The sequence below is a fragment of the Burkholderia sp. Ac-20353 genome, assembly GCF_017104785.1.
Classification (GTDB): domain Bacteria; phylum Pseudomonadota; class Gammaproteobacteria; order Burkholderiales; family Burkholderiaceae; genus Burkholderia.
This window is the reverse complement of sequence record NZ_JAAGPL010000037.1, coordinates 1-22,716: the sequence shown is the minus strand read 5'-3', so window position 1 is coordinate 22,716 and position 22,716 is coordinate 1. Positions and strand designations below refer to the sequence as shown.

At 59.8% G+C, this 22,716-nt stretch carries 22 protein-coding genes; 15 read left to right on the top strand and 7 right to left on the bottom strand.

Annotation, left to right across the window (positions count from 1 at the left end; translation table 11 throughout):
* Positions 1-335: 335 nt before the first annotated feature.
* Positions 336-1,577: an MFS transporter gene (locus G3N94_RS14030; protein ID WP_205792987.1), complete on the top strand. Its 1,242-nt coding sequence runs from the start codon at positions 336-338 to the stop codon at positions 1,575-1,577.
* 108 nt (positions 1,578-1,685) lie between these two features.
* Positions 1,686-2,249, top strand: a complete 564-nt coding sequence (locus G3N94_RS14025; RefSeq protein WP_205792986.1) for a TetR/AcrR family transcriptional regulator — start codon at positions 1,686-1,688, stop codon at positions 2,247-2,249.
* Positions 2,250-2,289: 40 nt separating this feature from the next.
* Here the strand turns inward: G3N94_RS14025 and G3N94_RS14020 are convergent, their stop codons facing one another.
* Positions 2,290-3,327 carry a DMT family transporter gene (locus G3N94_RS14020; protein WP_277398539.1) on the bottom strand — a complete coding sequence of 346 codons (1,038 nt, stop codon included), beginning with the start codon at positions 3,325-3,327 and terminating at the stop codon, positions 2,290-2,292.
* Here G3N94_RS14020 and G3N94_RS14015 point away from each other — a divergent pair.
* Positions 3,275-3,793 carry a MarR family transcriptional regulator gene (locus tag G3N94_RS14015; RefSeq protein WP_205792984.1) on the top strand — a complete coding sequence of 173 codons (519 nt, stop codon included), beginning with the start codon at positions 3,275-3,277 and terminating at the stop codon, positions 3,791-3,793. The genes G3N94_RS14020 and G3N94_RS14015 overlap by 53 nt on opposite strands.
* 171 nt (positions 3,794-3,964) lie before the next feature.
* The gene (locus tag G3N94_RS14010; RefSeq protein WP_346778695.1) at positions 3,965-4,486 is read left to right on the top strand and encodes a phosphotransferase; all 522 of its coding nucleotides are present in this window, start codon (positions 3,965-3,967) and stop codon (positions 4,484-4,486) included.
* A 75-nt stretch (positions 4,487-4,561) separates the two neighbouring features.
* On the opposite strand, the gene G3N94_RS14005 is transcribed toward G3N94_RS14010, so the two are convergent.
* A complete protein-coding gene (locus tag G3N94_RS14005) occupies positions 4,562-4,747 on the bottom strand; it encodes a hypothetical protein (protein WP_205792982.1) in 186 nt (61 codons plus the stop codon).
* 513 nt (positions 4,748-5,260) lie between these two features.
* Between G3N94_RS14005 and G3N94_RS14000 the strand changes: the two genes are divergently transcribed.
* The 6 genes from G3N94_RS14000 to G3N94_RS13975 all read left to right on the top strand — a co-directional run bounded on the left by G3N94_RS14000 (position 5,261) and on the right by G3N94_RS13975 (position 11,583).
* A complete protein-coding gene (locus G3N94_RS14000) occupies positions 5,261-6,250 on the top strand; it encodes a helix-turn-helix domain-containing protein (RefSeq protein ID WP_346778694.1) in 990 nt (329 codons plus the stop codon).
* Positions 6,251-6,814: 564 nt separating this feature from the next.
* Positions 6,815-7,861 carry a hypothetical protein gene (locus G3N94_RS13995; RefSeq protein WP_205792981.1) on the top strand — a complete coding sequence of 349 codons (1,047 nt, stop codon included), beginning with the start codon at positions 6,815-6,817 and terminating at the stop codon, positions 7,859-7,861.
* Positions 7,862-7,893: 32 nt separating this feature from the next.
* Positions 7,894-8,463, top strand: coding sequence for a papain-like cysteine protease family protein (locus G3N94_RS13990; protein WP_205792980.1), 570 nt, complete (start codon positions 7,894-7,896; stop codon positions 8,461-8,463).
* A 47-nt stretch (positions 8,464-8,510) separates the two neighbouring features.
* A complete protein-coding gene (locus tag G3N94_RS13985; RefSeq protein WP_205792979.1) occupies positions 8,511-9,056 on the top strand; it encodes a hypothetical protein in 546 nt (181 codons plus the stop codon).
* Between the two features lie 301 nt (positions 9,057-9,357).
* The gene (locus tag G3N94_RS13980) at positions 9,358-9,993 is read left to right on the top strand and encodes a glycoside hydrolase family 75 protein (protein WP_205792978.1); all 636 of its coding nucleotides are present in this window, start codon (positions 9,358-9,360) and stop codon (positions 9,991-9,993) included.
* A 573-nt stretch (positions 9,994-10,566) separates the two neighbouring features.
* Complete coding sequence (locus tag G3N94_RS13975) at positions 10,567-11,583, top strand: dienelactone hydrolase family protein (RefSeq protein WP_241021832.1); 1,017 nt, start codon at positions 10,567-10,569, stop codon at positions 11,581-11,583.
* A gap of 391 nt (positions 11,584-11,974) precedes the next feature.
* On the opposite strand, the gene G3N94_RS13970 is transcribed toward G3N94_RS13975, so the two are convergent.
* Positions 11,975-14,098 (bottom strand): alpha/beta hydrolase domain-containing protein, encoded by a 2,124-nt coding sequence (locus tag G3N94_RS13970; RefSeq protein ID WP_205792977.1) that lies wholly within the window; start codon positions 14,096-14,098, stop codon positions 11,975-11,977.
* A gap of 1,258 nt (positions 14,099-15,356) precedes the next feature.
* On the opposite strand from G3N94_RS13970, the gene G3N94_RS13965 reads away from it, so the two are divergent.
* Together G3N94_RS13965 and G3N94_RS13960 are read left to right on the top strand one after the other, a co-directional pair.
* Entirely contained in the window at positions 15,357-15,740 is a 384-nt protein-coding gene (locus G3N94_RS13965; RefSeq protein ID WP_205790914.1) for an ATP-dependent protease, read from the top strand.
* Positions 15,741-16,089: 349 nt separating this feature from the next.
* Positions 16,090-17,112: a helix-turn-helix domain-containing protein gene (locus G3N94_RS13960; protein WP_205792976.1), complete on the top strand. Its 1,023-nt coding sequence runs from the start codon at positions 16,090-16,092 to the stop codon at positions 17,110-17,112.
* 28 nt (positions 17,113-17,140) lie between these two features.
* Here the strand turns inward: G3N94_RS13960 and G3N94_RS13955 are convergent, their stop codons facing one another.
* The 3 genes from G3N94_RS13955 to G3N94_RS13945 form a co-directional block, all read right to left on the bottom strand.
* Positions 17,141-18,442: an MFS transporter gene (locus G3N94_RS13955; protein WP_205792975.1), complete on the bottom strand. Its 1,302-nt coding sequence runs from the start codon at positions 18,440-18,442 to the stop codon at positions 17,141-17,143.
* An 81-nt stretch (positions 18,443-18,523) separates the two neighbouring features.
* Positions 18,524-18,913, bottom strand: a complete 390-nt coding sequence (locus G3N94_RS13950; protein ID WP_205792974.1) for a cupin domain-containing protein — start codon at positions 18,911-18,913, stop codon at positions 18,524-18,526.
* A 172-nt stretch (positions 18,914-19,085) separates the two neighbouring features.
* Positions 19,086-19,985 carry a hypothetical protein gene (locus G3N94_RS13945; RefSeq protein WP_205792973.1) on the bottom strand — a complete coding sequence of 300 codons (900 nt, stop codon included), beginning with the start codon at positions 19,983-19,985 and terminating at the stop codon, positions 19,086-19,088.
* 115 nt (positions 19,986-20,100) lie between these two features.
* Between G3N94_RS13945 and G3N94_RS13940 the strand changes: the two genes are divergently transcribed.
* From G3N94_RS13940 to G3N94_RS13930, 3 genes are read left to right on the top strand one after another with little or no spacing between them, the layout of a single operon-like run.
* Positions 20,101-20,547: a hypothetical protein gene (locus tag G3N94_RS13940; protein WP_205792972.1), complete on the top strand. Its 447-nt coding sequence runs from the start codon at positions 20,101-20,103 to the stop codon at positions 20,545-20,547.
* A 33-nt stretch (positions 20,548-20,580) separates the two neighbouring features.
* Positions 20,581-20,862 (top strand): DUF3303 family protein, encoded by a 282-nt coding sequence (locus G3N94_RS13935; protein ID WP_205792971.1) that lies wholly within the window; start codon positions 20,581-20,583, stop codon positions 20,860-20,862.
* A 37-nt stretch (positions 20,863-20,899) separates the two neighbouring features.
* On the top strand, positions 20,900-21,628 hold the full coding sequence (locus tag G3N94_RS13930; protein ID WP_241021831.1) for a hypothetical protein: 729 nt from the start codon (positions 20,900-20,902) through the stop codon (positions 21,626-21,628).
* Between the two features lie 83 nt (positions 21,629-21,711).
* On the opposite strand, the gene G3N94_RS13925 is transcribed toward G3N94_RS13930, so the two are convergent.
* On the bottom strand, positions 21,712-22,452 hold the full coding sequence (locus G3N94_RS13925; RefSeq protein ID WP_205792970.1) for a GntR family transcriptional regulator: 741 nt from the start codon (positions 22,450-22,452) through the stop codon (positions 21,712-21,714).
* Positions 22,453-22,716 lie beyond the last annotated feature (264 nt).

The following is a 22,716-nucleotide window of genomic DNA, read 5'->3' as shown; positions in this document are numbered from 1 at the left end:
TGCCCTTCCTTCTCGCCACGTCAATTGAGACTCGCAGATCACACGCAGAATGGAAGAGAGTCGCATCTCATCACGGATCACGTCGAACAGGGAACGTCAGCCTCCTCAAAAGCCAATTCCACGACTTGCTTTGACATTGAACATACTAGTAGGTACACTCCGACCGAAGTCATCAATCTGCGCTGCAACTCGGGATTCCTTCGCCGTTCTGGACGGTATTCGAATCCTGAACAACGATCGGCTGACTTTCGCGAATCAAAATGACTCGGCGGCGTCCCCGACCGAGTGGCCGACTGAATCTCTGAGAGCTGTTTACACACAGGAGGGGTAGCTACATGTCCGATTCGTCCGCTTCCATCCAGACGGCGAACCCACGCCGCTTCGGGCCCAACTACCGGTGGGTCGTCCTGGCTGTCGGTGTTGCAGCGCAGGCGAGCTTTTCTGCCGCGTTTTCCGGCATCCCGGTGATCGGCATCATGATTCGAAACGGCTACGGCCTCAGCAACAGTGAACTGGGGTTCGTGCTCGGCTGCATGGCACTCGGTGTCGGCGCAACCGAAATATTATGGGGACTGCTGACCGATAAGCTCGGCGACCGCGTGGTGCTTCTGATCGGCCTGCTGTCAATGGGCGCCATGCTCGCGATCATGTCCGCGTTTGTCGTGCCGGGCCAGCCTGGAAATCCGGGGCCGGCCGCGCTCGGTATCAGCTTCGTGCTCGTCGGCGTGCTGGGCGCGAGCGTCAACTCTTCGTCCGGACGCGCGGTGATGACCTGGTTCACCGACAATCGCCGCGGTTTCGCGATGAGCATCAGGCAAACGGCGATCCCCGCCGGCGGCGCGATCGGCGCCGCGATCCTGCCGTATCTCGCCCAGCATTATGGATTCGCCGTCGTCTATGGCGTGCTCGCGGCGTTCTGCCTGGCGAGCGCACTCGTCACATTCATCTGGCTGCACGAAGCCGAGCATCCCGCCGCATCGGCCTCCATCGCGCTCGCGCCACGCTCGCCGCTTCGCCGTCTCGACGTATGGCGCCTCGCGCTGGCAAGCGGTCTGCTCACCGTGCCGCAAATCGCCGTGCTGACCTTTGCGGGCGTCTTTCTTCATGACGAGAGGCAGGTGGGCATCGCTACGCTCGCGACAACGCTGGTGCTGGTGCAGGTGGGCGGCGCCGCGCTGCGTGTCTGGAGTGGCCGCTACACCGACAAGCACCAGAACCGCCGCAGCGTGATCCGCGCGATCGGGCTACTGTCAGGTGTCTTCACGCTCGGCCTGCTCTTCGCGCCCCACATGCCGACCGTGATCGTGCTCGCGCTCATCTGCATCAGTGGACTGTTCGCCAATGCGTGGCACGGCGTGGCCTACACCGAAATTGCGGTGATGGCTGGCGCCGGCCGCGCGGGGACGGCGATCGGCATGGAAGGCACCACCGTCTTCTTCTCCGCGTTTCTGACGCCGCTGCTGATCCCCGTCGTGCTGGCCGCGTCGGCATCGTGGAGCGTCGTCTGGGGATTGATCGGCGTGGCGTCGCTGGTCGCGATCCCGCTGTCTCCCGCCCGCCAGCGCACCGCGGATTGACCGCGCATTCGACACGCCCCCCCACTTGGCAGGTCGGGGGAACTTTACTTGCCGCCGTACATACCAGTTGGTATGCTATTCGCAGCATACTTTCTGGTATTCCAAACTATGACAGCCAAAGACTCCCTGATTACTCAGACGCAGGCGTTGCTCTGGGAACGCGGCTATATCGGCACCAGCCCGAAGGCGATTCAGGAACGTGCGCTCGTGGGCCAAGGGAGCATGTACCACCACTTCAAGGACAAGGCCGATCTGGCGTTGGCAGCGATCGAGCGCAGCAGTGAAGAGATGCAGCGTGAAGTCAACGACATCTTGTCCGCCGACGGAACGGCGATCGAACGGATCACGGCGCTCCTGCGGCGCGAGCGCGACGTGCTCCGTGGCTGTCGCATCGGTCGCCTGGCCCAGGATCCGGAAGTGTTCGCGAGCAGCGTGCTGCGCAAACCGGTCAACGACACGTTTGACATGCTGAAGCGCCGGCTTTCCGAAGTGCTCGAATTGGGTATCGCCCGCAAGGAACTGCATGGCGATCTGAACGTCGCCGATACGGCGACGCTCATTTGCGCGGTCGCTCAAGGCGCTTACGTACTGGCACGTGCGGCGAATTCGGAGATCCCGTTCGAGCACGCGATCAACGGGCTCCTGCTGATGCTGGATGAATTTGCGATCTGACCACCAGCGTCACGCGCGACGTCTTCCCTCGCACCATCCACTATGCCTTTATCGGACGGGAATCGGCCGCGCCGGAACGCCTTGTGACAGCGATCGAAGAGGCGATGATCATCAGGAAACCGATAAGATTCTGCGAATTGATGGTCTCGGAGAGGAACAGCACCGACATCGACACGCCGAAAATGGGGGTGACGCACAACAGGATGGCCGACAAGCTTGTTGGGATATATCGCATTCCCAACAGATAGAAATAGAACGAGAGGCCATACGACAGCGCACCAGACGACAGCGAATAGACGGTGAACTGTGCGGGCTTGAACGACAGGTTGCCGGTTACTGTGAGATAGCTCAGTACCAGCACCACGCAGAAACTCAACTGCCAGAAAAGGAGCGACTCGGGGCTGTTCTTTCCGACTATGATTCGCGACGACAAAGTGACGTACGCCGCGGCGAAGAGCGTACCGAGCAACACCAGCCAATCCCCGGAGTTGATCGATATCCCGGCGAAGATACTTTCCTTGGTCGTCACAAGCACCGCGCCGAGTGTCGACAGCCCACCCCAGAGCAATACCGTCGACGACACTCGGTCACGGAATATGGCGAAGGCAAGCCCGATAATCATCAGGCCTTCCATCGCCTGAAGGATCGTGGCGTTGATCGCGCTCGTCCTGCTCAACCCGATCAGCACGACGTAGAACGCCACACCGGGCTCGAGGACGCCAAGCCAGCCGTGCTTCCATTCACGCATCGACAGCTTTTGACCGAACACGACGAGCAGGAAGATGCATCCCCATGCGGCCAGCAGCTGAATCGCGAACAGCATCGTCTCGTCGACGTCGCGCAGGCTACGCTTGCTGAGGACCATCCCCCCTCCCCAGCAAAGCGTTGCCAGTACCGTCAAAGCGACACCCTTTCGTTCACTTGTGCGCACGTTCAGAGCCCTCGGTAGATCAGATCCGGCAAGTTGACTCTCACACGACGCAATATTTATGTGCGTCGTACATACATATGCTAAATTGGACGCTATGGAAAAGCAACGACTCGACAATTTGTTAGGTGCGCTTTCGCTGGCGCTCATGGATCGACTGCGGGAGGCGATCTCGTCTGCGTCCGGCTTGAACGAGACGGCGGTGTTTGCGCTGGTGCTCTTGAGCCAGCGTCCTGTCGTGACGATCGACGTACTGGCGAAGCAGCTCGCGCTCGCCCACTCCACGGTGGTGCGACTCGTTGAGCGGTTGGTCGAGGATGGGTACGTGGAGCGGAACTCGGGCGCCGATCGACGCGCAGTGTTCTTGTCGCTCACACCGGCCGGGAGAGATCTCGCGAACATCGTCCTTGACGCGCGTCGAAAAGCAATCGAGCCGCTGACCGATCAGTTGCCGGAGACCATGCAAGCTGCGTTGATCACCCTCTGCGAGCACCTCCTCGAGCGCATGTCCGTTGACGCGCTAACCTCGGTTCGGAATTGCCGGCTTTGCGACGAGCAGGCATGCGATCTCGAGCGTTGCCCCGTTGAGAAGCAGTACAGGATTCAGGTTTCGTGACGGGCTTGCATGGCCTTGCGTCTTCACGCCAGCGCGCGAATCCAGAAAACGCGCCCGTGCCAAGCTGCCCGCTTCGATTCGTCAAGAAACTTCGACAGCCATGGCCGTGCACACGGAACAGGACTTGCGAAAGCGGACCGAGACGGTAATTTCGGAATATCTGCTTGACGCATACAACGTCAACGGCAACGTTTCCACGATCGTGCAGTGGCGATGACCAAAGACCGGTCTCCAATGGTTGCGAGAGCGATCTCCACCGCACTGGACGAACTAGACAGTCTGGGAGCGAACCAGCTTCAGGGCCCGGTGGGATTTTGTCACGGTGACGTAAGACCGGCGAACATCCGCATCGACGGTGAACGCGTGACGTTCTTCGACTTCGATGATAGTGGTAGCGGCCCCCAATGGCTCGATGTTGCGGCCATGGCGCTATGGCTGGAGGTCATCAACTACGATGACGCTGGCGCGCTGTGGCGAGCCTTCCTCGATGGGTATGGCCTGGCCGAAAGCGAAAGTGTGCGCCTGTTCGTGCGCTGGCTCGTCGCTAAACATCAGCTCCGGCTCATACGATTCCTGTTCGACTATTGCGAACTGGACGCGCCGCTGTGGGACCTCGTTCTCGATCAGGCCCAGGCGATCGTCAGCAACGCGGCCCGCGGTAAGCTGCGCGCCCTTTCTTGCTGCCGCGATTGAATCGAGGTCCGTAATCGCACTCGCGCAAGCGTGACGCTTTTCAACCCCATGCGCGCTCCGCGGAGCAATTTGAGTTCAGTCGCGAATCGATCGCAGATCGGCGATCGCAGCATCCGGCAAGTGCCTGGCGAGTATGTCCCAGAAGATGATGTCGTGCATTGCGGCGGCCTCCTCGGCGTTCGTCCACGCCCGGGCTCCGACGATCGTGTCCGCGGTCTCTCGAGCCGCGTCAACGATGTTCTGATTGACCTGTTTTTGCATGAACACGATATCGGCTGTCTCTCCAGCTTCTTGAGTCTCGCGCAATCGTTTGCGAATCGCGGTTCAATGTGATGCGCAACCGTGGGCCGAATCGCTCGCCCTCTCAGCAATTCGATCAGGCCCTGCGCGCCTGCAAGCGCGGACCACACTGCGCCTGGCCGGAAGCCCATTCCGCCAGGAACGTCACTATTCTACCGATTCCGATCTCGCGTGCGTATCCGTGGCGGTTATCGAAGCATTTTGGCGGATGTTGATAATACATCGACAAATACGTCTTCGCGCATGAGTTTCAGGAAGCGCGTGAAAGTCATTTTTTGAGACGGAGTGTCAAGCCGAACAGCCCCACCCTCGTAGAATTCTCAGGGCTGCATGTACATCGGTGTTTGCCTGTTTCAGGCTGCCACGGGCTGTCCGATTCGGACACGACATAGTTGCCGAGAGCCGTGTGGATGGCATGCGTCAACGGGTTTGAGTGCTGAGCCCGGAGCGGGCCTATGCCGGTCAACAACCTCCTTGGGAATCGCCATGGAATTGACACATTCCATACTGTCCAGTTCGGGAAAGCACGCTACACGGGCACCGACGCAAGTCGACATTGTGCTGTTCAATGGTTTTGCACTGCACGACGTCGCGGCGATCATCGAGATTTTTCATAAGACTAGTGCGCTGACTGCATCCAGTCCATCCGGCGAGGCGCGCTATAACGTCTCGCTGGTGTCCGCCGCCGGCGGCCGCATTGCCACGTCTTCATCCGTGTTCGTCTGGACGGACAGCGTCGATTCGCGGCGGCGCATGGACGGCAAGCACATCATTTTCGTTGCGGGCGGAGCAGCCGCTCATCTGGCCTGCCGCGACACGCGGCTGATCGATTGGCTGCGCCGCCAGCATCCGCTCTGCGACACCGTTCATCCGATCGCTGAAGGAAAGCATCTCCTGGATGCGGCCGGTCTTCCGAGCGGATTTCGCGCCGGCAACGAAACGCCCGCCGTGAATGTTGACGGTTCGCCGAGCGACGAGCCGGACGCAATTCGCATCGCGTTGCGCATTGTCGGAGATGACTCGGGCAGCGTCGTCGCGCGGCAGGTGTCCGGGTCGTTGTCGTTACCGGCGCCTGCACCGTCCGGGCCGTCCGGACCGTCCGTTGCAGCAAGCACAGGGGCGCGCGTGAGCGAGCAGATCACGGCATCCGCGCGTTGGCTGGACGCGAACGTCGACCGGCCCGTCTCGATCGATGATGCGGCGCAAGTCGCAGCCATGAGCGAGCGCAATTTCCTGAGACGGTTCAAGAGCGAGATCGGCATGACGCCATCGGACTATCTGCAGCGCGCTCGGCTGAACATGTGCTGCAGGATGCTGCTGGAATCGAACTTGCCCGTCGACAAGGTCGCGCGACGCTGTGGGATCAATGGTGGCGCGCAACTGGCGAGACTGTTCCGGAAATACCTGTCCACCACGCCGACCGAATACCGCGCGCGTAACGAAGCGACCGATTGCGTTGCGTGAGCGCGGTGCGCGTCAGGCGATGCGTGCTCGGTTATGGTGCCGCGGGCGTGGGAGAACGTGGTTCTGGCTTGCTTCCTTGGCATGGGGTAATGCGTTGCTGCTTGCACACTTCAGGTGGGACAGGTGTTCGGCCGTTGTGGACGATCGTGTGGCCCGTTTTCTCGAATGGCAGCTAACTGGCGATCTTCTGATTCGGCGGGATTCGGCCAGGAGGCGTCATTCGGTTGTGAAGTGTGCCAGACTCTAGACCGTCAGCTTCACTCTGAATTCTGCCTGATGTCTCATCGCGCATTTCGACCTTTGCAGACGCCGGAAAATGCGAAATCAACGACCGCTATAGGATTCTTGACCAATGAAAACTGGCGGCACTTCGGCACGTGTAAAGATTTTCCCACTGCCCTGGTACGATGCGAGGCTGACATGTGAAGCTTTTCATTGCGCTCCTACGCTCAAAGCTCGCTTGTCGAAATTGTATCGACATCCTAATATCATTCGTTGTAGGTAACATTCCGGCCTCCACCGTTCAGCCCAGATCATTCGACCGACTCACACGCGCGGCGGGCAATGTATTATCCGCGCCGCGTCGCCCTCTCGGATGATCATGTTTTTTCGCCAGAATCCTCAAACAAGAAATGGAGAACGACGATGAGAATCGTTCGTGGATTCGTCGGGGTTATCACTCTTTCGATACTTTGTGCATGCAGCACGATCAAGCCGATGCAGCCCGCGGATGCGAGCAGCGTGGCGAGCATCAACACGGCGCTCGAACAACGCGCGGATGAATATCAAGCCGAGAGCGCAAAATGGGCCGGCACGGAAGCATGGAACAACGTTCCGCTGATCGCGCTAGGCGCGGGCGGCGTAGCGGCATCGGCGTTTGCCACGGGTGTCGCCAAGGGCAACTGGGTCATCGGGCTGGCGTTGGCCGCAGGCGCGTGGGCGTTGGGCTACTCGACGCTCGCGCCGGACACCAAACAGGACGCGTATTCGACCGCCGCCGCGCAGTTGTCGTGTCTCGCGGAAAAATCGAAGCGCGCGGATGACAGTCCGGATTCCCGACTCAGAGAGGAAACGACACAGCTTGAGTCGAGCGTGAAGGTCTTGGCTAACCGCACCAACGCTGTGAATGGGCTGCGCGCCGACGTGCCTTCCGCACTCGGCGACAATGAGAAGAACGCAATCACCGCCGCCGACGTGCTCGTCGCCAAGACGAAAGGTGTGCTCGACGCCGGCAATGCCGAACTCGACGCCAGAGACTCGATTCCGCTCACACTGAAAAGCCTGCTGTACGCCATCGACAGGAAAGCGCAGCTCGCCGCGCGCAGCAAGGTGATGACCGTCGCGGACGTAAGCAGTGCGCTTTCCTCGACCAAGGTCGGCGTGGCGACTGGAGCTGGAGCGGCGAACACCGCGCCCACGGGCGGCGGTCGCTCGATCGCGCAGAACCGCGTTGCCGGGGTCGACAAGCTGAGCAACGCAGCCAAAAAATACGCCGATGCGGCAAACCAGCTGAGCATAGCGGCCGATCCTGTCGCCAACAATCCTGTTGTCGAAAGAAAGATTTACACGGGTACGCTCGCGTCGTTTGCGCAATGCACGAGCGACAAGTAAGCGCTAATGACCCTCACGCAAGGAGGCGCGCCATGTTCTCGATGCTTCCCTTGACGACACTCGCGTTCCGCGATGTCGGCCAGAATCTGAAGTACATCACCGTGGAAATCGCGATCGAGCCGCAAGAACGCACGCAGTGGTGCTGGGCCGCCGTCGCGATGGGCGTATCGGCCTTCTTCGACGCTGGCAGCATCTGGACTCAGTGCAGCATCGCGACGCAGGTTACGGGCGGCCCGTGCTGCGGCCCGCAGCAGGACGGCGATGGCTGCGACATCCCGGAACCGCTGGAAGCCGTGCTCCAAAGCGTCGGCGTGACAACACAGCGTTCCAGCGTTTTTGACATCACTGCCATAGCGAACGAAATAATCAACGAGAAGCGCCCCGTTGCAGTCCGTATCGAATGGACCGACAGCGGCCATGTCGGCGAAGGCCACTACATCGTGATTTCGGGCGTCGAATCGACGGCAGAGTTCGCATCAATTCAATACATCAAGATAATGGATCCGCTCTACGGCCCCAGCATCTGTTCGATCGACGATCTGAGAGAAGCGTACACGCAGAATCGTGGCCGCTGGACTGACTGCTACTTCATGCGATTCTGACCATGCCGACACGATCGTCACAAACACGTTACGGGGACGAATTATCGTTGCTGGGTCCGCATGTCGCCGCCGCACTTGAAGCGCTTGGCGAACAGTTGAAAGACAGCAGCGAGCTGATGTTGCACGGGCCGTTTCCGCTTTACGTTGGCAATCCAGCGCGCTTTTCGCATGGGGAAACTCGCAAAGGCGTGAGGATGACGGGATGGCGGGCGCTCGTCACCTCGAACGGCAAGCCCGTCGCGAGCGTGAACATCGCGGAGAAAGAGAATGGGTCAGGACGTCTGCTGTTCGATGTGCGTGGCGCGCAAGCCGCCGTGGCGCTGTGCAACGCGCTGAAGGTTGCACAGGACTGGCTCGACGAATCCGGCTCTCGCGTCGAAGTGCGCTTTCTTACGTTTCCTTCGCTATTTATCACGGCCGTCTGGCTGCATGGCAACAAAACATGCTTCGTGCCGACGCGGCTCAATGCGAATGGCCGCCCAGAGGCTCTCGTGATGACGCGCATCGAACTGATGCAGATTGTCGCGCTGGAGAAGCGCCGTCACAGCATGATGCGACGCGCGGGCGTCAGCCGCAGTGCGCTGGCCCAATAATAAACGTAATCATTACCCAAACCGGAGGAGGTTTAATCTAGTCCGACGATGAAACGACGCCCCGAGTGTTCGCGTGCAGGCCTTGGAACTGCCCGACCGATGATTCCAGTGTCATGTCTATAGCCAGCGTGTGAGCTGGATGTCGGTTTGGGATTCGTCGCGAGTTTGAGCAGCCGCCGGAAGATGCGTTTGCTCGGGTTGTTTGTGCCGCAGTTTGCGAACTCCTAGGCTCGGGCGTTTTCGGCGATGCCCGTGCACGATAAGCCGCGCTTAACGAACCCCTAATCTCAATGGTGATGCAATGTCTAGACTAATCGGCACTATCTCAGCCCAAGGATTCACAAGTGACATCGTCGAGGATGACGATCTTCGCGTCTACTACACTGCAGACGCCGATATCGACGCGGACGGCGCGAACGGACAGAATGATGAGCAGGCGGCTTATATGGTCGGCGATCAAGGCTCCGAGTTCCTTGCGAACGGCGGTATGAAAATGGTTGGTGACAAGGTGGTTTGCGCCCATGAGTGGGCGCGCAGCATTGTCTTGCTTGATACAGACAATCAACCGAAGGTATTTCCCGGGGGCGTCATTGCATCAACAACCTGGTATCGCAATCGTGCCCTGCCAGCATCGGACCCTGCGTCGTATGTCGATGCTCAAACGATACCGTACGTCGTAGTTCCGCCGCTTGTTGTTACTTCAGTAGTCGGAGTCGTGCGCGGCTGTAAGGCGCGCGTGACGTGGCAAGGGAAGAGCGTTGACTGTGTTGTGGCAGACTTAGGCCCGGCTAACAGGATCGGTGAAATCAGTATCGCTGCGGCCGACGCACTGGGTATGAACAGCAGTCCGCGCAACGGAGGGATCGATAAACCCGAAGTGTTTTATGAGCTGTGGCCGGACGTTCCGGCACCCGGATTCGAATTGCAGCCTGCCTAAGACAACCGCTCATAGCCGAATTTGAGGCATCCAAAAGCGAGTGCAGACACCTGAGAGACCATTCAACGATCCATACACTTCGCTTGCGCGGGCGTGTTCGTGAGGCACGGCTGGACTAGCTTGCAGTCAGGAACCCTGCCTTGCCTATAACGAGTGTGTATCGATCACAATTGAGATGCGAACGGCCGAAATATGTCGAGCAGCTGTCTCACTCGCGACAACATCCCAACGTCCGAAAGAGCCCCGAATCGCGGATGCTTCGATGTCGACTTTGACGGCCGTTACGCATTCTAAGGCTGCCATTGACACGATTTCGCAATAACCGACGGTGTTGAGTGGGCATCTGCCGTCGGCGTTCGCGAATTCCAGCGATGCCGCTCGGCCTTCGTCGTCGGTCCCAGTTCAGCCAGAAGCGGTCCTTCGCGACATCCTGTTGAATGTCTACTTACGAGGCGCTAGCCGCCCTTCGGTGAAACAATGTAAGCGCTCAATAAGCGATGCCTGTCGGCGGTCATCGCACCGAAGTCAATTTGATATGCTTCGACGTTCCAATGGGATCATCGCGGAGCATGGATGATGCGTCGAGTAATGGCTGCCGTACTATTCGTGGCGCTTGCTGTTTCCGCCTCTGCTCAATCCTCACACTTCAACGCTGGAGTGACGCGCCTTACGGTGCCCGACGAAACCGCACCGATCGACACACTGGTGTTCTATCCGACAAATGCACCAGAGGTCCCCTGGCAAGCGGGTCCACTTGTGGTCGAAGCGAGCCGGAACGCGACGCTGGCTGCCAATCAACGATTTCCGACCGTGTTGCTGTCGCATGGGCGTCGCGGAGGGCCGCTAAGCCATCGCGACCTGGCCGTTGCGCTGGCGCGAGCGGGTTTCATCGTTATCGCGCCCACGCACATTGGGGACGCCTCGGGCTTTCCTTTGGCCCAATCACAAGCGCAAGTCCTGATTGATCGACCGCGGCAGGCTGAAGAGGCACTTGATGCCGTACTTTCGTCCGCAAGGTTCGCGCGTAGCGTGGACGCGTCCCGGATTGGCATGATCGGCTACTCCGCTGGCGGCTATACCGCCCTGACTCTCGCGGGTGCAAAGCCAGATTTTGAGCATGCTATTGCGGTTTGTGCTCATCTCGACGATCCCGGCTCATGTCCGCCCTCCGGGGCCAAAGAAAACATGGCGGGCTCGACAAGCAATGCCTCCTTTTTGTCACCGAAACTTGCAACCTGGCGGCCGCCCGTCGACCTACGCCTTAAGGCGCTCGTTCTGATGGATCCGCTTGCGGTTATGTTCGACTCATCGAGCCTCGCGCCAATCCACGTGCCGATGCTGCTCTACCGTCCGCAAAGCGATGCCTATCTCAATGCGACCTGGAACGTGCTCGCAGTGGCATCTGGATTTCCGGTGCCGCCGAAGCTGGTGGTGGTGCCCGGAAGCCATTTTGTATTTATCGATTCATGTCCTCCGCAAATTGCAGCTGCTGAACGTCTCATTTGCCAGGATGAGCCGGGAGTCGATCGATCGTCCATTCACCGTCAGATCGAAACGCAAGTGATAGCTTTCCTGCAGGCGAATCTTTGATCTGAAGTTAGTAGATTCGACGACGATCGACAGGCGTGTCGCAGGGAAGCAGCGTGTCGTGGTCATCGGCATTGCGGATTCTTCGCGGACATTCGCCGTAAGCACGCGACGGGCCGAAACGGGTCGGATCTGCCGTCGGCGTCCGCGGCGTCCAACGATGCGGTGCAACCTTCGTCGTCGGTCCGAGTTCGGCTGCGGATTCAACCCGTCGATGCAACGTATTGGTGAAAGCGCTCAGCCGGTGTATCGAAGTCTAGTGTTTTTTCGAACGACAGAACTCTTACAATCCTCAATCAGCAATTGCCTGGATCGCTGTGTACGTTGGCATGGCATAGCATGCGTGGTTGGTACGCCGTTCTTAACGCACTGAAGAAGGCTGTCGGTTCGCCTTTCACTTCAGCACGTCGCTTGCTTCCGCACCACTGATGTAGCGTTGCACGTCAGAAGGCAGAAGCAACCTGTGCTTGGCGAGTTTGTTCGCGGCTTTGGTGACGGCCCTAACGTAGCCAGCGTGATCCCTGTAGCGCTCCTGCAGCGACGGTCTCGGATCACCGGTGGCTTGGCGCTGCGCCTCGGTCGTCGCAAACGGGATGAATTGCCCCCACCCCTCGCATCCGTCCGCGCCGCCGAATGCGTCTGCGCGCAGCGCCCAGCCGGTTGTCGTAGCAACTGGCGCGGCCACTGGCGGCAGCCGCACGCCAGCGATCTCATTGCCATCGTCATCCACCGTTGAAACAAAGGCAGGATAGATTTCGCCGGTGGCGATGGGCGGATTGATGCTGAGGATACCCTGGTCGAGGCGAGGCCCGAAGTTGAGCAGGTTGCGCACTGTGACTACGCCCGTATACGTCACGCCCGGAATCGTGGGCCAGTCGAGTAAATCCTGCGGCACTTTACCGACACCATTTACCGAGTTCTCGGTGGGCTGGATGAATACGGCTGTGCCATCCGAAGTGCGGGGCACTCGGCTGTGAGGTGGCGCAGTGCCATCGACGACCCACTGGTCCATCGCGATGAACAGCGCCCGCAACGCAGGATTCGGGTCAGTGGTGTTGCGGAACTGCTGGCAGATGCCACGGGATTTGGGCGGCGAACCCGACCGGTTGTGCTCGACGCCTGAGAGCAGATAGAACCGGACGTTGTCCGGATCATCGAGGTCATTTCCCTGGGTATTCGTGTGCAGCAACGAGCCGGCCTTGACCCAATACTCGTTCGCCGAATTCACCGACATGATCTTTGGACAGGTATCCGTCGGCGTACACCTGGCAAGGCGGCCATCTGTCTTGCTGGTGAACGGATCGGTGAGTGTTGTATAGGCGAATGGGAAGATGCCCTCCGGGTACCGATGGTCCTGCCGGGTGCGTTCGGTCCGGCTGGGCTGGGCGAAGCGGTAATTCAGCCCGACACCGGTGCCGGCGGCGATCCAGTTTTCGACGCCATCAAAGATCTTGCGCTGGCCCTTGTCTTCATTAAAGCCCAGCCAGACAAAGTCGTTCATGTAACGCCCCGGCTGCGAGACGGCAAATGCGTACGCGCGCTCGATATCTCCTGCTAGCGGGTTGGGCCGGTTGAAGCTATCAGCCTTGGCATTGCGCAGAAAGGAGACGAAGTCGCGCGTCGCCGCAAAGCCAATCCCTGCCACCACCGGATCTTTCGCCGTATAGGAAAATTCGTAGATTGCGCTCTGCTTGAACGGCGTCCCTGCAGGCAGCAGGCGGATCGTTGTGTCATTGACGAATTCCCAGTCCGCGCGCTTCGGCGCATCGTTAAGATGATCGCGCACGGTCAGCGTAGCCTTGGAATGGTCGTGACTGGCGGTCGGATAGGACAACCTGTACGTGAGCGCAGTCGAGTTGTCGAACACGATGTATTCATAGGCAGGCCCGGTGATCGAAGAGCCATCCGGATTCCTGGCAACGGGCACGGTGATGGTCAAATTGTCACCTCCCGACGGAGCCGATGGATCCCAGCCATTCCATGCCAAGGAATAACCTTGGTTCATCAGGAAACCCTCGCCGGCATCTGCGGCCGTGGTTGGGTTATTCCCACCGCCGGATAAATTGAAGGGACCAAACACCTTGCTGCCGCGCTGGTTCACTTCCACAAAAAGCTTATGGTTGCCCTTGGACACATCGACGGGCTTCAAGATATAAATGTCCATCGAATATTCCACCATACCGCGCGCGTTGCGCGGTGCAAGTTGCAAATCCGTAATGACGGCGTTGCGCAGATCGTTCGGATCTACCTCGCCAAATGCCTTACCTCTCAATTTTTCATAGGCGCCGACATCGCCGAAGGTCTTGCCGTTGAAGGTGGGCGACTCGACCGAGGTGATTTCGATTCTAGTAATGCCTGCCGAAAATGTTTCGATGGAAGCCGTCATGAGGAATACAAGAACGGACAGGGATGCAGAGAGCCACAAGCAGCCATGGACTTGCTTTTTGAGCGTTTTCAACATAGGTATCGCATCGCCGCTGGCGATGCGATGCAGGTCTGAAAGGAGGAGCGCAATCATGTCCGATCTCCATTGCCAAAGGCACCGAAGCGTCGATATGCATATTCCGGCGAGTTATTACTCCCGGCATTCCCCCGATACGCGACAGCAAATGCTTACTGGCTCTATGGTTTCCAGGCTGCAGTAAGCGGTTCGCGGCGCCTTGAAACGAGTGGAAGATCGTTCCTCCGGCACGTGCCGCAAGATCCCGTATTGGAAGATGCTAAGCGCCATTGGCGGACACCCGCAGCCCGCCTCATGGAAGGAGGCCCTGCCCGACGTGCATTGCCTGCCGTGGATGTTGCCGCCCACCCTCTGCGCGGCATCGAGCGTAGCCAGCGTACGCTCCGCCAGATCGCCCGTGGTGTCTTCAAATGTTCGCAGCACAATTCATGCTGCCTCCGGCGCATCAAACCCCGCCAGTTTGAAGATAGATGACTGACAAGAACAAATTTTTAAGTACTTTCCCGGATAAAATTCCAATCCAGTATGTGTAAGGGCGCACATTCAAATTCAATGTCCCTCCCCCGTGCGCTGCATGGGCCAACGCGGATACTGCGAGGCATTAAGGTGCGGCGGATTATAAATCCGATTATTTCGGGCTTGTGAATCGGACGTGACTTTTCTTCAGGGTATTGAGTTTTTTGCGGAGCCGAATTTTTGAGTATTTCAACGTCGGCGAGCGAAGCATAGGCGAAGAAGACGGATAGCGGCTCGGCGGGAGCGCTTGTGGAAAGCGTTACAGGTTCATACCTGCGCGATGCGGTCGCCATTGCGCTCGCAGCGGTCTGCGCCTTCGGCGCGGATTACATTCCGGTTCGCAGGTATGGGGCCGAAGCCGTCTGCGACTGACTCATGTCGGCCTGCAAGCGGCCAATCGCAAGTGTAGTCCGATGGGCTGTAATGGGTCGTTTTGAGCCGGTAACGGACCTCCGGCGGAGGTATCCGGCGGAGTACGGCCATTATGAGCAATTCACGACCGGCGCCCGCGTTGGCGCTTAAGTGCCGGCGTGACGCCCGCGGCGATACGCTCGATACTTGTGCTGCGATTTGCCGCGCCCGGTTGTTTTCATTGCGGTGCTTGCAGTGCAGCAAGATGAGTGTCCTGTCGCCCGTGCGGCCCCGATGAGTGGCGCTCGAAGGCGTGAACCTCCCGATCATGGTGCCTTTGCACGGGCCAAACGTCGGCGCCAGGCGGCGTGTTGGACCGTCCGAATTCGAGGCACCTGCCCGGGTGCGGCCCGTGCAATGATGTGCCATGACCAACACGAGAGATGGAATGACGACTACATTCGACGAGGCGACAACGGCGGCGATCGCCGCGTTTGCCCAATTGGATTTCTACACGGCTGTGCAAGCGATGCGCGCCGAGGCCGATTACGACCGCGAACGAGACCAGTGGATCTCTCGCTATATCGACGAGCACGGCGGCGGCGCGGACGATGCAGCATACGACGCCTTGCACGCGCAGGCCCAGGCAACCCCGGAATACGCGCAGTTCATCGATGCGGCTCGCCGGGAAATCCTGGAATACTTCGGCGTGACCGACAATCAACTGGACTGGATGGTCCTGCTGCGCAATGACGACAGCGATGAGCTTTGGGCGGAAGTCAACCGGCGGCGGAGCGCGCTGGGAACCGGTGAAGTGCGCGGAGATCTCTGATCATTGCTTGCCATTGGGGTCTCAAGTCGTGCTGGGTGCGGGGCTAGAGTCAGGTCAGTCGCGTGTTGCGCTGGGCTCTCAGTTGCTGCAACCGATCCGCTAAGGGCGGACAAGCTTTCGGATCTTCGGAACGAGTGACCGTTGTGCTCTGACACCTGCCCTCGGAGGTGCAACGGCTCGATCGGCAGCAACGGGTCGGCTACGGCCGATCTCGTCTCCTGCATGTCAGCTCACGAGAAATTCCAAGCTTGTTTCTCGAAGAGTTCGCTCCGGACAAATTTTCGGTTAGATTCCCAAAGCGTATCCACCGGCAGCCTTCCGGACACATTTCAGCAAAGAACTTCTTCGCATGAACTCCCGCGCACCCACGGTCGATGCCGGCCATCCGCTTGAACACGGCATTGCGCATAGCCACTTCAGCGTGCGGGGCGAACCGCCACAACGTCGCCTGCTGGCCTGGCGCGATCGGGTCGGTCATCTTGTCGACGTGCTGCCCTCGCGGTCTGACCTGGAGCGGCCGTTCCATGCTTCAATCGACCGCTTTCAGGTTGGCGAGCTGGTGTTGACGGATTGCCGATCCGACCTGATGGTCCTCGATCGCTCACTGGCCCGGATCTCGACAGACCGGGTACGCGACTTCGTCTTTCATGTGTTTCTGGAGGGCGGCGTCGACAACGTCGCCGTCCGCACCGCTCATCGCAGTTCCACGCCCGCGCCTGCACGCATCCTCGCGCTGGATATGAATCAACCCTTTCGCATGCAACGCCTCGCATGCCGGGTCATCACGTTTTTCGTGCCGGGCGCGCTGGTGCAGGAAGTCTTTCCCGATCCGGAGGCCATCCACGGTCGCGTGCTCGATGGGACGATGCCACTCGAACGGCTGATCGTCGAACACGTCACGGCGCTTAGTCAGACAATTGCCTGCATGGAAGCCCCTGACGCGGACAACGCAATCCGCGCGGCGGGCAGGCTGCTGGTTGCCGCGTTCGGACGGCAGGCACGCCTGATCGGCGACACGCGCGCGGCCGCGCGGGCGGCCATGTTCGGTCAGATTCGGCGCTATATTCGGGCGCACCTGACCGAGGACGACCTCTCCCCCGAAAGCGTGGTGGCTGCGTTTCAATTTCCCCGCCCGACGCTTTATCGCCTGTTTCAGCACGAGGGCGGCGTCGACGCGTATATCCGCCATCTGAGGCTGCGCCATGCGGCCGACGAACTGATCCGTTATCCGCACGTCGCGGTGGCGGAGATTGCTTACGGATTCGGATTCAAAAGCGCGTCTGATTTCACGCGCGCGTTCCGGCGAGCCCACGACATGGCGCCGCAGGATTTTCGGGCGCTGGTGAGCAGCAAAATGGTTCGAACGCCGTGAGCGAGGCGTCAATGCGTGCGCGGCGAGCTCAGCCTTCGGCGTGCCGCTCCTTGAAAAGCATCAGCGCGCAGAAGCTCACGCCACATGCGGGCGCGACATACCAGGCCGCGGACAGCGGATCGCCGGTCCATTTGATCAAACCGGTCACGATGAATTGAGCGGTGCCGCCGAACAACGCGACGTTCAACGCATGCGAAACGGCCATGCCGCTCGCGCGCACCCGCGCGGGCAGCGCTTCGAGCACGAGCAGGGTGACCGCGACGGCGCTGAACGCCACCATGATGCTGAAGACTGCGACGCCGCACAGGATCGGCAGCACGCTCGTCGCACGGGCGATCATCAGAAAGACCGGATAGACCAGCAGCGCCGAGCATCCCGAGGCCACGAGGGCCAATGGCTTGCGGCGCGGCAGACTGTCGATGACACGGCCGGCCAGCGGCGGAATGACGACCAGCAGCAGCGCGGACAACGCGGAAGCCTGAAACCCGGTGACGGCGGGCATGTGCATCACGCGCGTCGCATAGCTCGGCATGAAGTAGACGATCGCGTAGACCGGTATGGTTTGCCCCATCATCAGCAGCATCGCCAGCACGATCTTCGTTCCATGTTGGTGGAACAGTTCGGTCAGGGGTGTGCGCGCGTGTCCGGCGGCGTTGATGACAAACGGATCATCGCGAAGCCGGTGGCGAACGTAGAGGCCGACCGGCGCGATCAAGAGACCGATCAGGAACGGGATTCGCCAGCCCCACAAGGCAAGCGCCGCCGGCGACACCGTGCTGGTGATCAGCATGCCCAGGGTCGCCCCCAGCAACGCGGCCGCGCCCTGACTGGCGAGTTGCCAGCTGACCAGAAAGCCCCGGCGCGACACGGGCCCTGCCTCCAGGACGAAGGCAGCGGCAACGCCGATGTCGCCGCCGACGGCAAAGCCCTGCAACGATCGACCGGCGATCACAACGAGCGGCGCAATCACGCCTATGCTGGCAAACGACGGGCACAGGGCGAGCGCGGCGGTTCCCAGCGCCATCATCCAGCTCGTCGTCGCCATCGCTGCGCGGCGTCCCACGCGGTCCGCGTATGTGCCGATGACCATTGCACCAACAGGCCGCATGAAGAACCCGATGCCAAATGTACCGACGGCCCACAACAACGACGTCATCGGATCGTTCGCCGGGAAGAACCGGTCTCCGATCACCGCCGCGAAAAATCCGAAAACGGTGAAATCGAACATTTCGAGGCCGGTCACAAGCGATGCTGCGACGACGGTTTTCGAAAGTTCGCGGGGATGGTCCTGATTGCCGGATAGCTGGTCGCACGTCGCCATGACAGGCATGAAAATACTTTTGTAAGGTGGTCAGTGTTGGCGCATGAGTTTCACGTCGAGCACCGAAAATTGCAAAGCGAAGCAGCCTCCCTACTTCGCAGGCGACGAAAATGGCTTGCCGGGGTCCGACATCTGAACCAACACGAGCCTGAGCGTTTGCGTGGCGTCCTGGTTGACCACACGGGTTCTCTTGTTGGCGGGTTCGAGCGTGCCCTGACCGGCCGTGAGCGTCTTTGGCGGAAGACCGTCCACTTCCCATACGCCGGTTCCTTCCAGTACGTAAATCATCACTGGAGCCGGATGCGTGTGCCAGGGGCTGGAGGTGTTGGGGGCGAACTGGGACGTCAGCAGTCTCGCCTCAACGCCATCAGGCGTCGTCTCCTTCACAAGCGTCACTGCAGGCGGATTGGGCGTTTGGGCAAACACCTGCGACGCTGATGCCAGCGCAAAGAACATAGAGGCGGCGACGGGCCGGAACATGGTTACTTCTCCGCGAAGAGATCGAGATGCGATACTGCCACTGGAGCGTCCGACCGTAAATCAATTTCCATGCAGAAGATGGACAACGTTTTGCACTCCGTCTGGAACCCTATCCAATTTGCATGGAATTCACCTGCCCGCGGCAAATATCAAGGGTACCAGACGATCCAGATCAGAACGTGACAGCCGCCTTCACTGATTGCACCGCAGCGCTATTGAGGAAGATATAGAAGTTTTGCGGCGTGGTACTGCCGCTCGGGTAGATCCCGAGCGTCGTGCCGTCCTTGATCAAGTCGCCGCTAAAGATCTGCCCGCTATTCTGAAAATAAACCCGGTATCGAGGCGTGGCCGAGTTCGATTCCACGTTCGCGACCCACGCCCGCGTTCCGGCCAGTGTGACGATCTGGCCGTCACTCAGGTCATACGTTTTTTTGTCGGCGATGCTGGTATGAGGGAAAAACGCTTCCAGCGCCGAAGCGGTCGTGACGCAAGGGGTTACGTTGGGCCCCGTCGTAGCGGGTGCGGCGCAATCCCCAACCAATACCGTGTCGCCGACCACATGCCTGACCACTTTCATATACGCGGCACCAGCTTGCCAGCTTGCTTGTTTGTTATAGAGAGATGTTCCGCTTATCGTGCTGGTAACGATTCCTAGCGCGCTGCCGTCAAACAACTCGGACGGCGAACTCGCAATCGCGCCAGACAGCGGCACCGTCGTATAGCTGGTCCCTAGCAGGGTCATCGTGACGGTCTTGCCATCGGACGCCAGGTCCGTTTCCTCGACATTTTCACCGCTGTAGCTGACCTGCGTTTGAGCTGGAACTGCCGCCACAACGATGCTCCCACCCACCAGATAGCGTTCTCCGGCTCGTTTCGGTACGGCAAGTGTCGGGGCTATTGTGGATACCCCTGTCGTCAGTAACTGTGGCCCGGCCACTGCCGGGCTTTGTGCCAGGCTTGTGTCGCCCGTGAAGAAGAAAGAAGTCGCCTTGTTCAGTATCGGCGTGCCAGCGGACGAGATGTAAAAATCCAGTGAGCCGTTCAGAAAGTGTTGGCCGCCGTTTCCTGACAAAGTGAAGCTCTCGTAGCTTTGTTGCGCAGCGCTAAGATTGGCAATCGGCGTGGCGGATGGACCACCCCCGCTATCGCCGCCACACGCGGAGAGCAAGGAAGTCAGGACGCATGCTATGGAAAATGTGAAGCGCGACGATTTTCTTACAAACTCTCGTTTCCCTACTTTCATTTTATTTCCATCTTTGAGTAGCGTTTTTATTGCCGCTCGCATTCGTAAGCGGATTTATAAAACGACCCATATTAGCAGGATAACGAGTGGCTCAATTGAGAGCTGCGCTGCCAAAATTGTGCTCTGCGCCGCCAATTTGACTGTGAAAGCACCCGGCATTTCAAGTCACAGTCCGCACCTGTCCACCGTCATTCTGTCGATCGACACGCCACCTCCCGAAGGATGCGTTACAACGATGACACCAATGTCCTCGATTCATCGGCTGATTGTGATTCATCGGCTGATTACCCATCCCGAGCCGTTCGAGCCGCATCCCGAATCGCGACCGACGAAAAATATCCGTACGAGTACCTTCCCCGATAAGGCGAACAAATTCGATTGCCTAAAATGAATTCAGCCCAATCGCTCCATCGGGAGGTACGCCATGAAGTTCATGCTGACATTCACCTGGGCCCCGGACACGCTATCCCGGGCCGAAGCCATCACCCGATTTCAGAAAACGGGCGGACTACCGCCGGCGGGCGTCAGGCTGCTCGGCAGATGGACGCGAGCGGATCTGCGCGGCGGGTTCGACTTGCTTGAAACTGATGACGTAAAGACGCTGACCGAATTCGCGTACATGTGGAGCGACCTGATGGAGCTCGACATCGCGCCGGTGCTCGAAGATGCCGAACTGGGAGAGGTCTTCGGACGTGTACTGAAGTAACTTGCCCATTACACGTTCGACATCGACTCGATTCGCGATGAAGCCGACCGGGCACACCCACAGCGGTGAACGCCCTTTCCGCGCGACGTCCGCCGCCATGTCGGCGCGTTGGCGTCGCGCGGCACTCGCGCTGTTTGTCGTTCTGGCCGGTTACGTAGCCGCCGATCTCTTCTTACCGTTGAATCGCGACCTGAGCCAATTCGATCCGATCGCGACGGGGACGCTCGAGACCGGAATATGGCGCGCCTACTACGACCGTCGACACATCGCGCTCTTTCTCCAACTCGCCGAGTCACTGCGCACGCAGTATCGCTTTCCGTGGTTGAGATCGTATGTCGGCGCCTATTACGGCGCATCGGCAGCATTCACGTTCAAGGAAGGCAACGAGCGCAGCGATTACGTGAAAGCGCTGCCGGCGCTGAAAACCTACTTCAAACTGATCCGCAACACGGGCAATCGCAGTTTCGACCTCGATCACACATCGAAGCTCGAACTGGAATGGTGGATCGTGCACCGGCAGCGCGCCCGTTATCCGCCCGGCGCATTGGCTGATGCGTGCGCGGCAGCGGCGGCCGCGCTATACATGGTGCCCGCGCGCTCGACGTCCGAATTCGGTCGCTTGCGGGCGCAAGCGATGCTGTTGCGCGATGCCCGGGAGGATGCCGGCAGCGTTACCAAAAACGATTGGATAACGATCGAGTCGATGCTGCATCAGGGCTATGTGTCTCTTGGTCATGCCGTTTCGTCGACGACGACAGCGCAATAACGCGCAACCGGAATCCGCCGTCGGACACCACCCTGTCAAACGTCCTCACCGCGACAGCGACGCATCGCGATTTCCTCGCGACGTCAACCAACGAACCGCGCCTCGACGCCACTCCTCACCACGAGGTCGAATCGCTCGGGCCGGATATGAAACACGGTCGATTCGCACGTGCGCCCATCGGCCAGACGAGACGTGCGCCGCAACACGAGCAGCGGCGCATTCGCGCCGATCCTTAATCGATCCGCCACATCATCGGGTGCGCTCACGGCCGTGACCGACATGTCGGCATCCGTGATCCGCCAGCCGAGCAGCCGTTCAAGCATCTCGTAGGTCGGCAGGCTCTCGGCCTGCGCATGGGCAACGGCACGCGCGTCGGGCAGCAGACACGTCTGCGCAAGCGCGACGGGTTCGTCGTCGACCCAATGCAGGCGCTCGAGATAGATGCAACGCGTGACGTCCTCGGCGAACGCGTGCCGCAATCCCGGCGGCACATCGCACTCTTCCATCCGCAGCAGTTCCATGCGTGCGTGCACACCCTGCCCCGCAAGCGAGTCGTAGAACCCGCGCAGCACATCGAGCCGATGCCGCAACCGCTGCTTCGCGGCAAACGTGCCCTTACCCTGCTTGCGCTCGACGATGTGCGCGTCGGTCAGGCGCGCGAGCGCGAGCCTGACGGTCACGCGACTCACCGCGAAGCGCTCGCTCAACTGCGCCTCGGACGGCAGCTTACCGGTCGGTTCGTAGATGCCCTGCTCGATCTCGCCGCGCAGCGTCGCCGCGATCTGCTCGTAAAGCGACGTCGCGTCGTCACGCACCAGCGTCATCGGTTCTTCCTTTCCGTTCCCGGCCCGCCTTCAGCGGAATTCCGGATATCGATATGAAAAGCAATTGGATCGCCCAACTTGTATTAATACGTATTATCACATCTCGACAGACGGTCCGGTGCGCCGCACGAGGGCCGGACGCACGGGGAGCATACCAGTGACTGAAAACGCTATCGGCACGCCGTCGCTCGACGGCACGCCTGCCAGCCGGCCGCCACGGGCCGAACCCGCGGTGGTGCCGTCGCGCGCCGATCCGCACGCGGC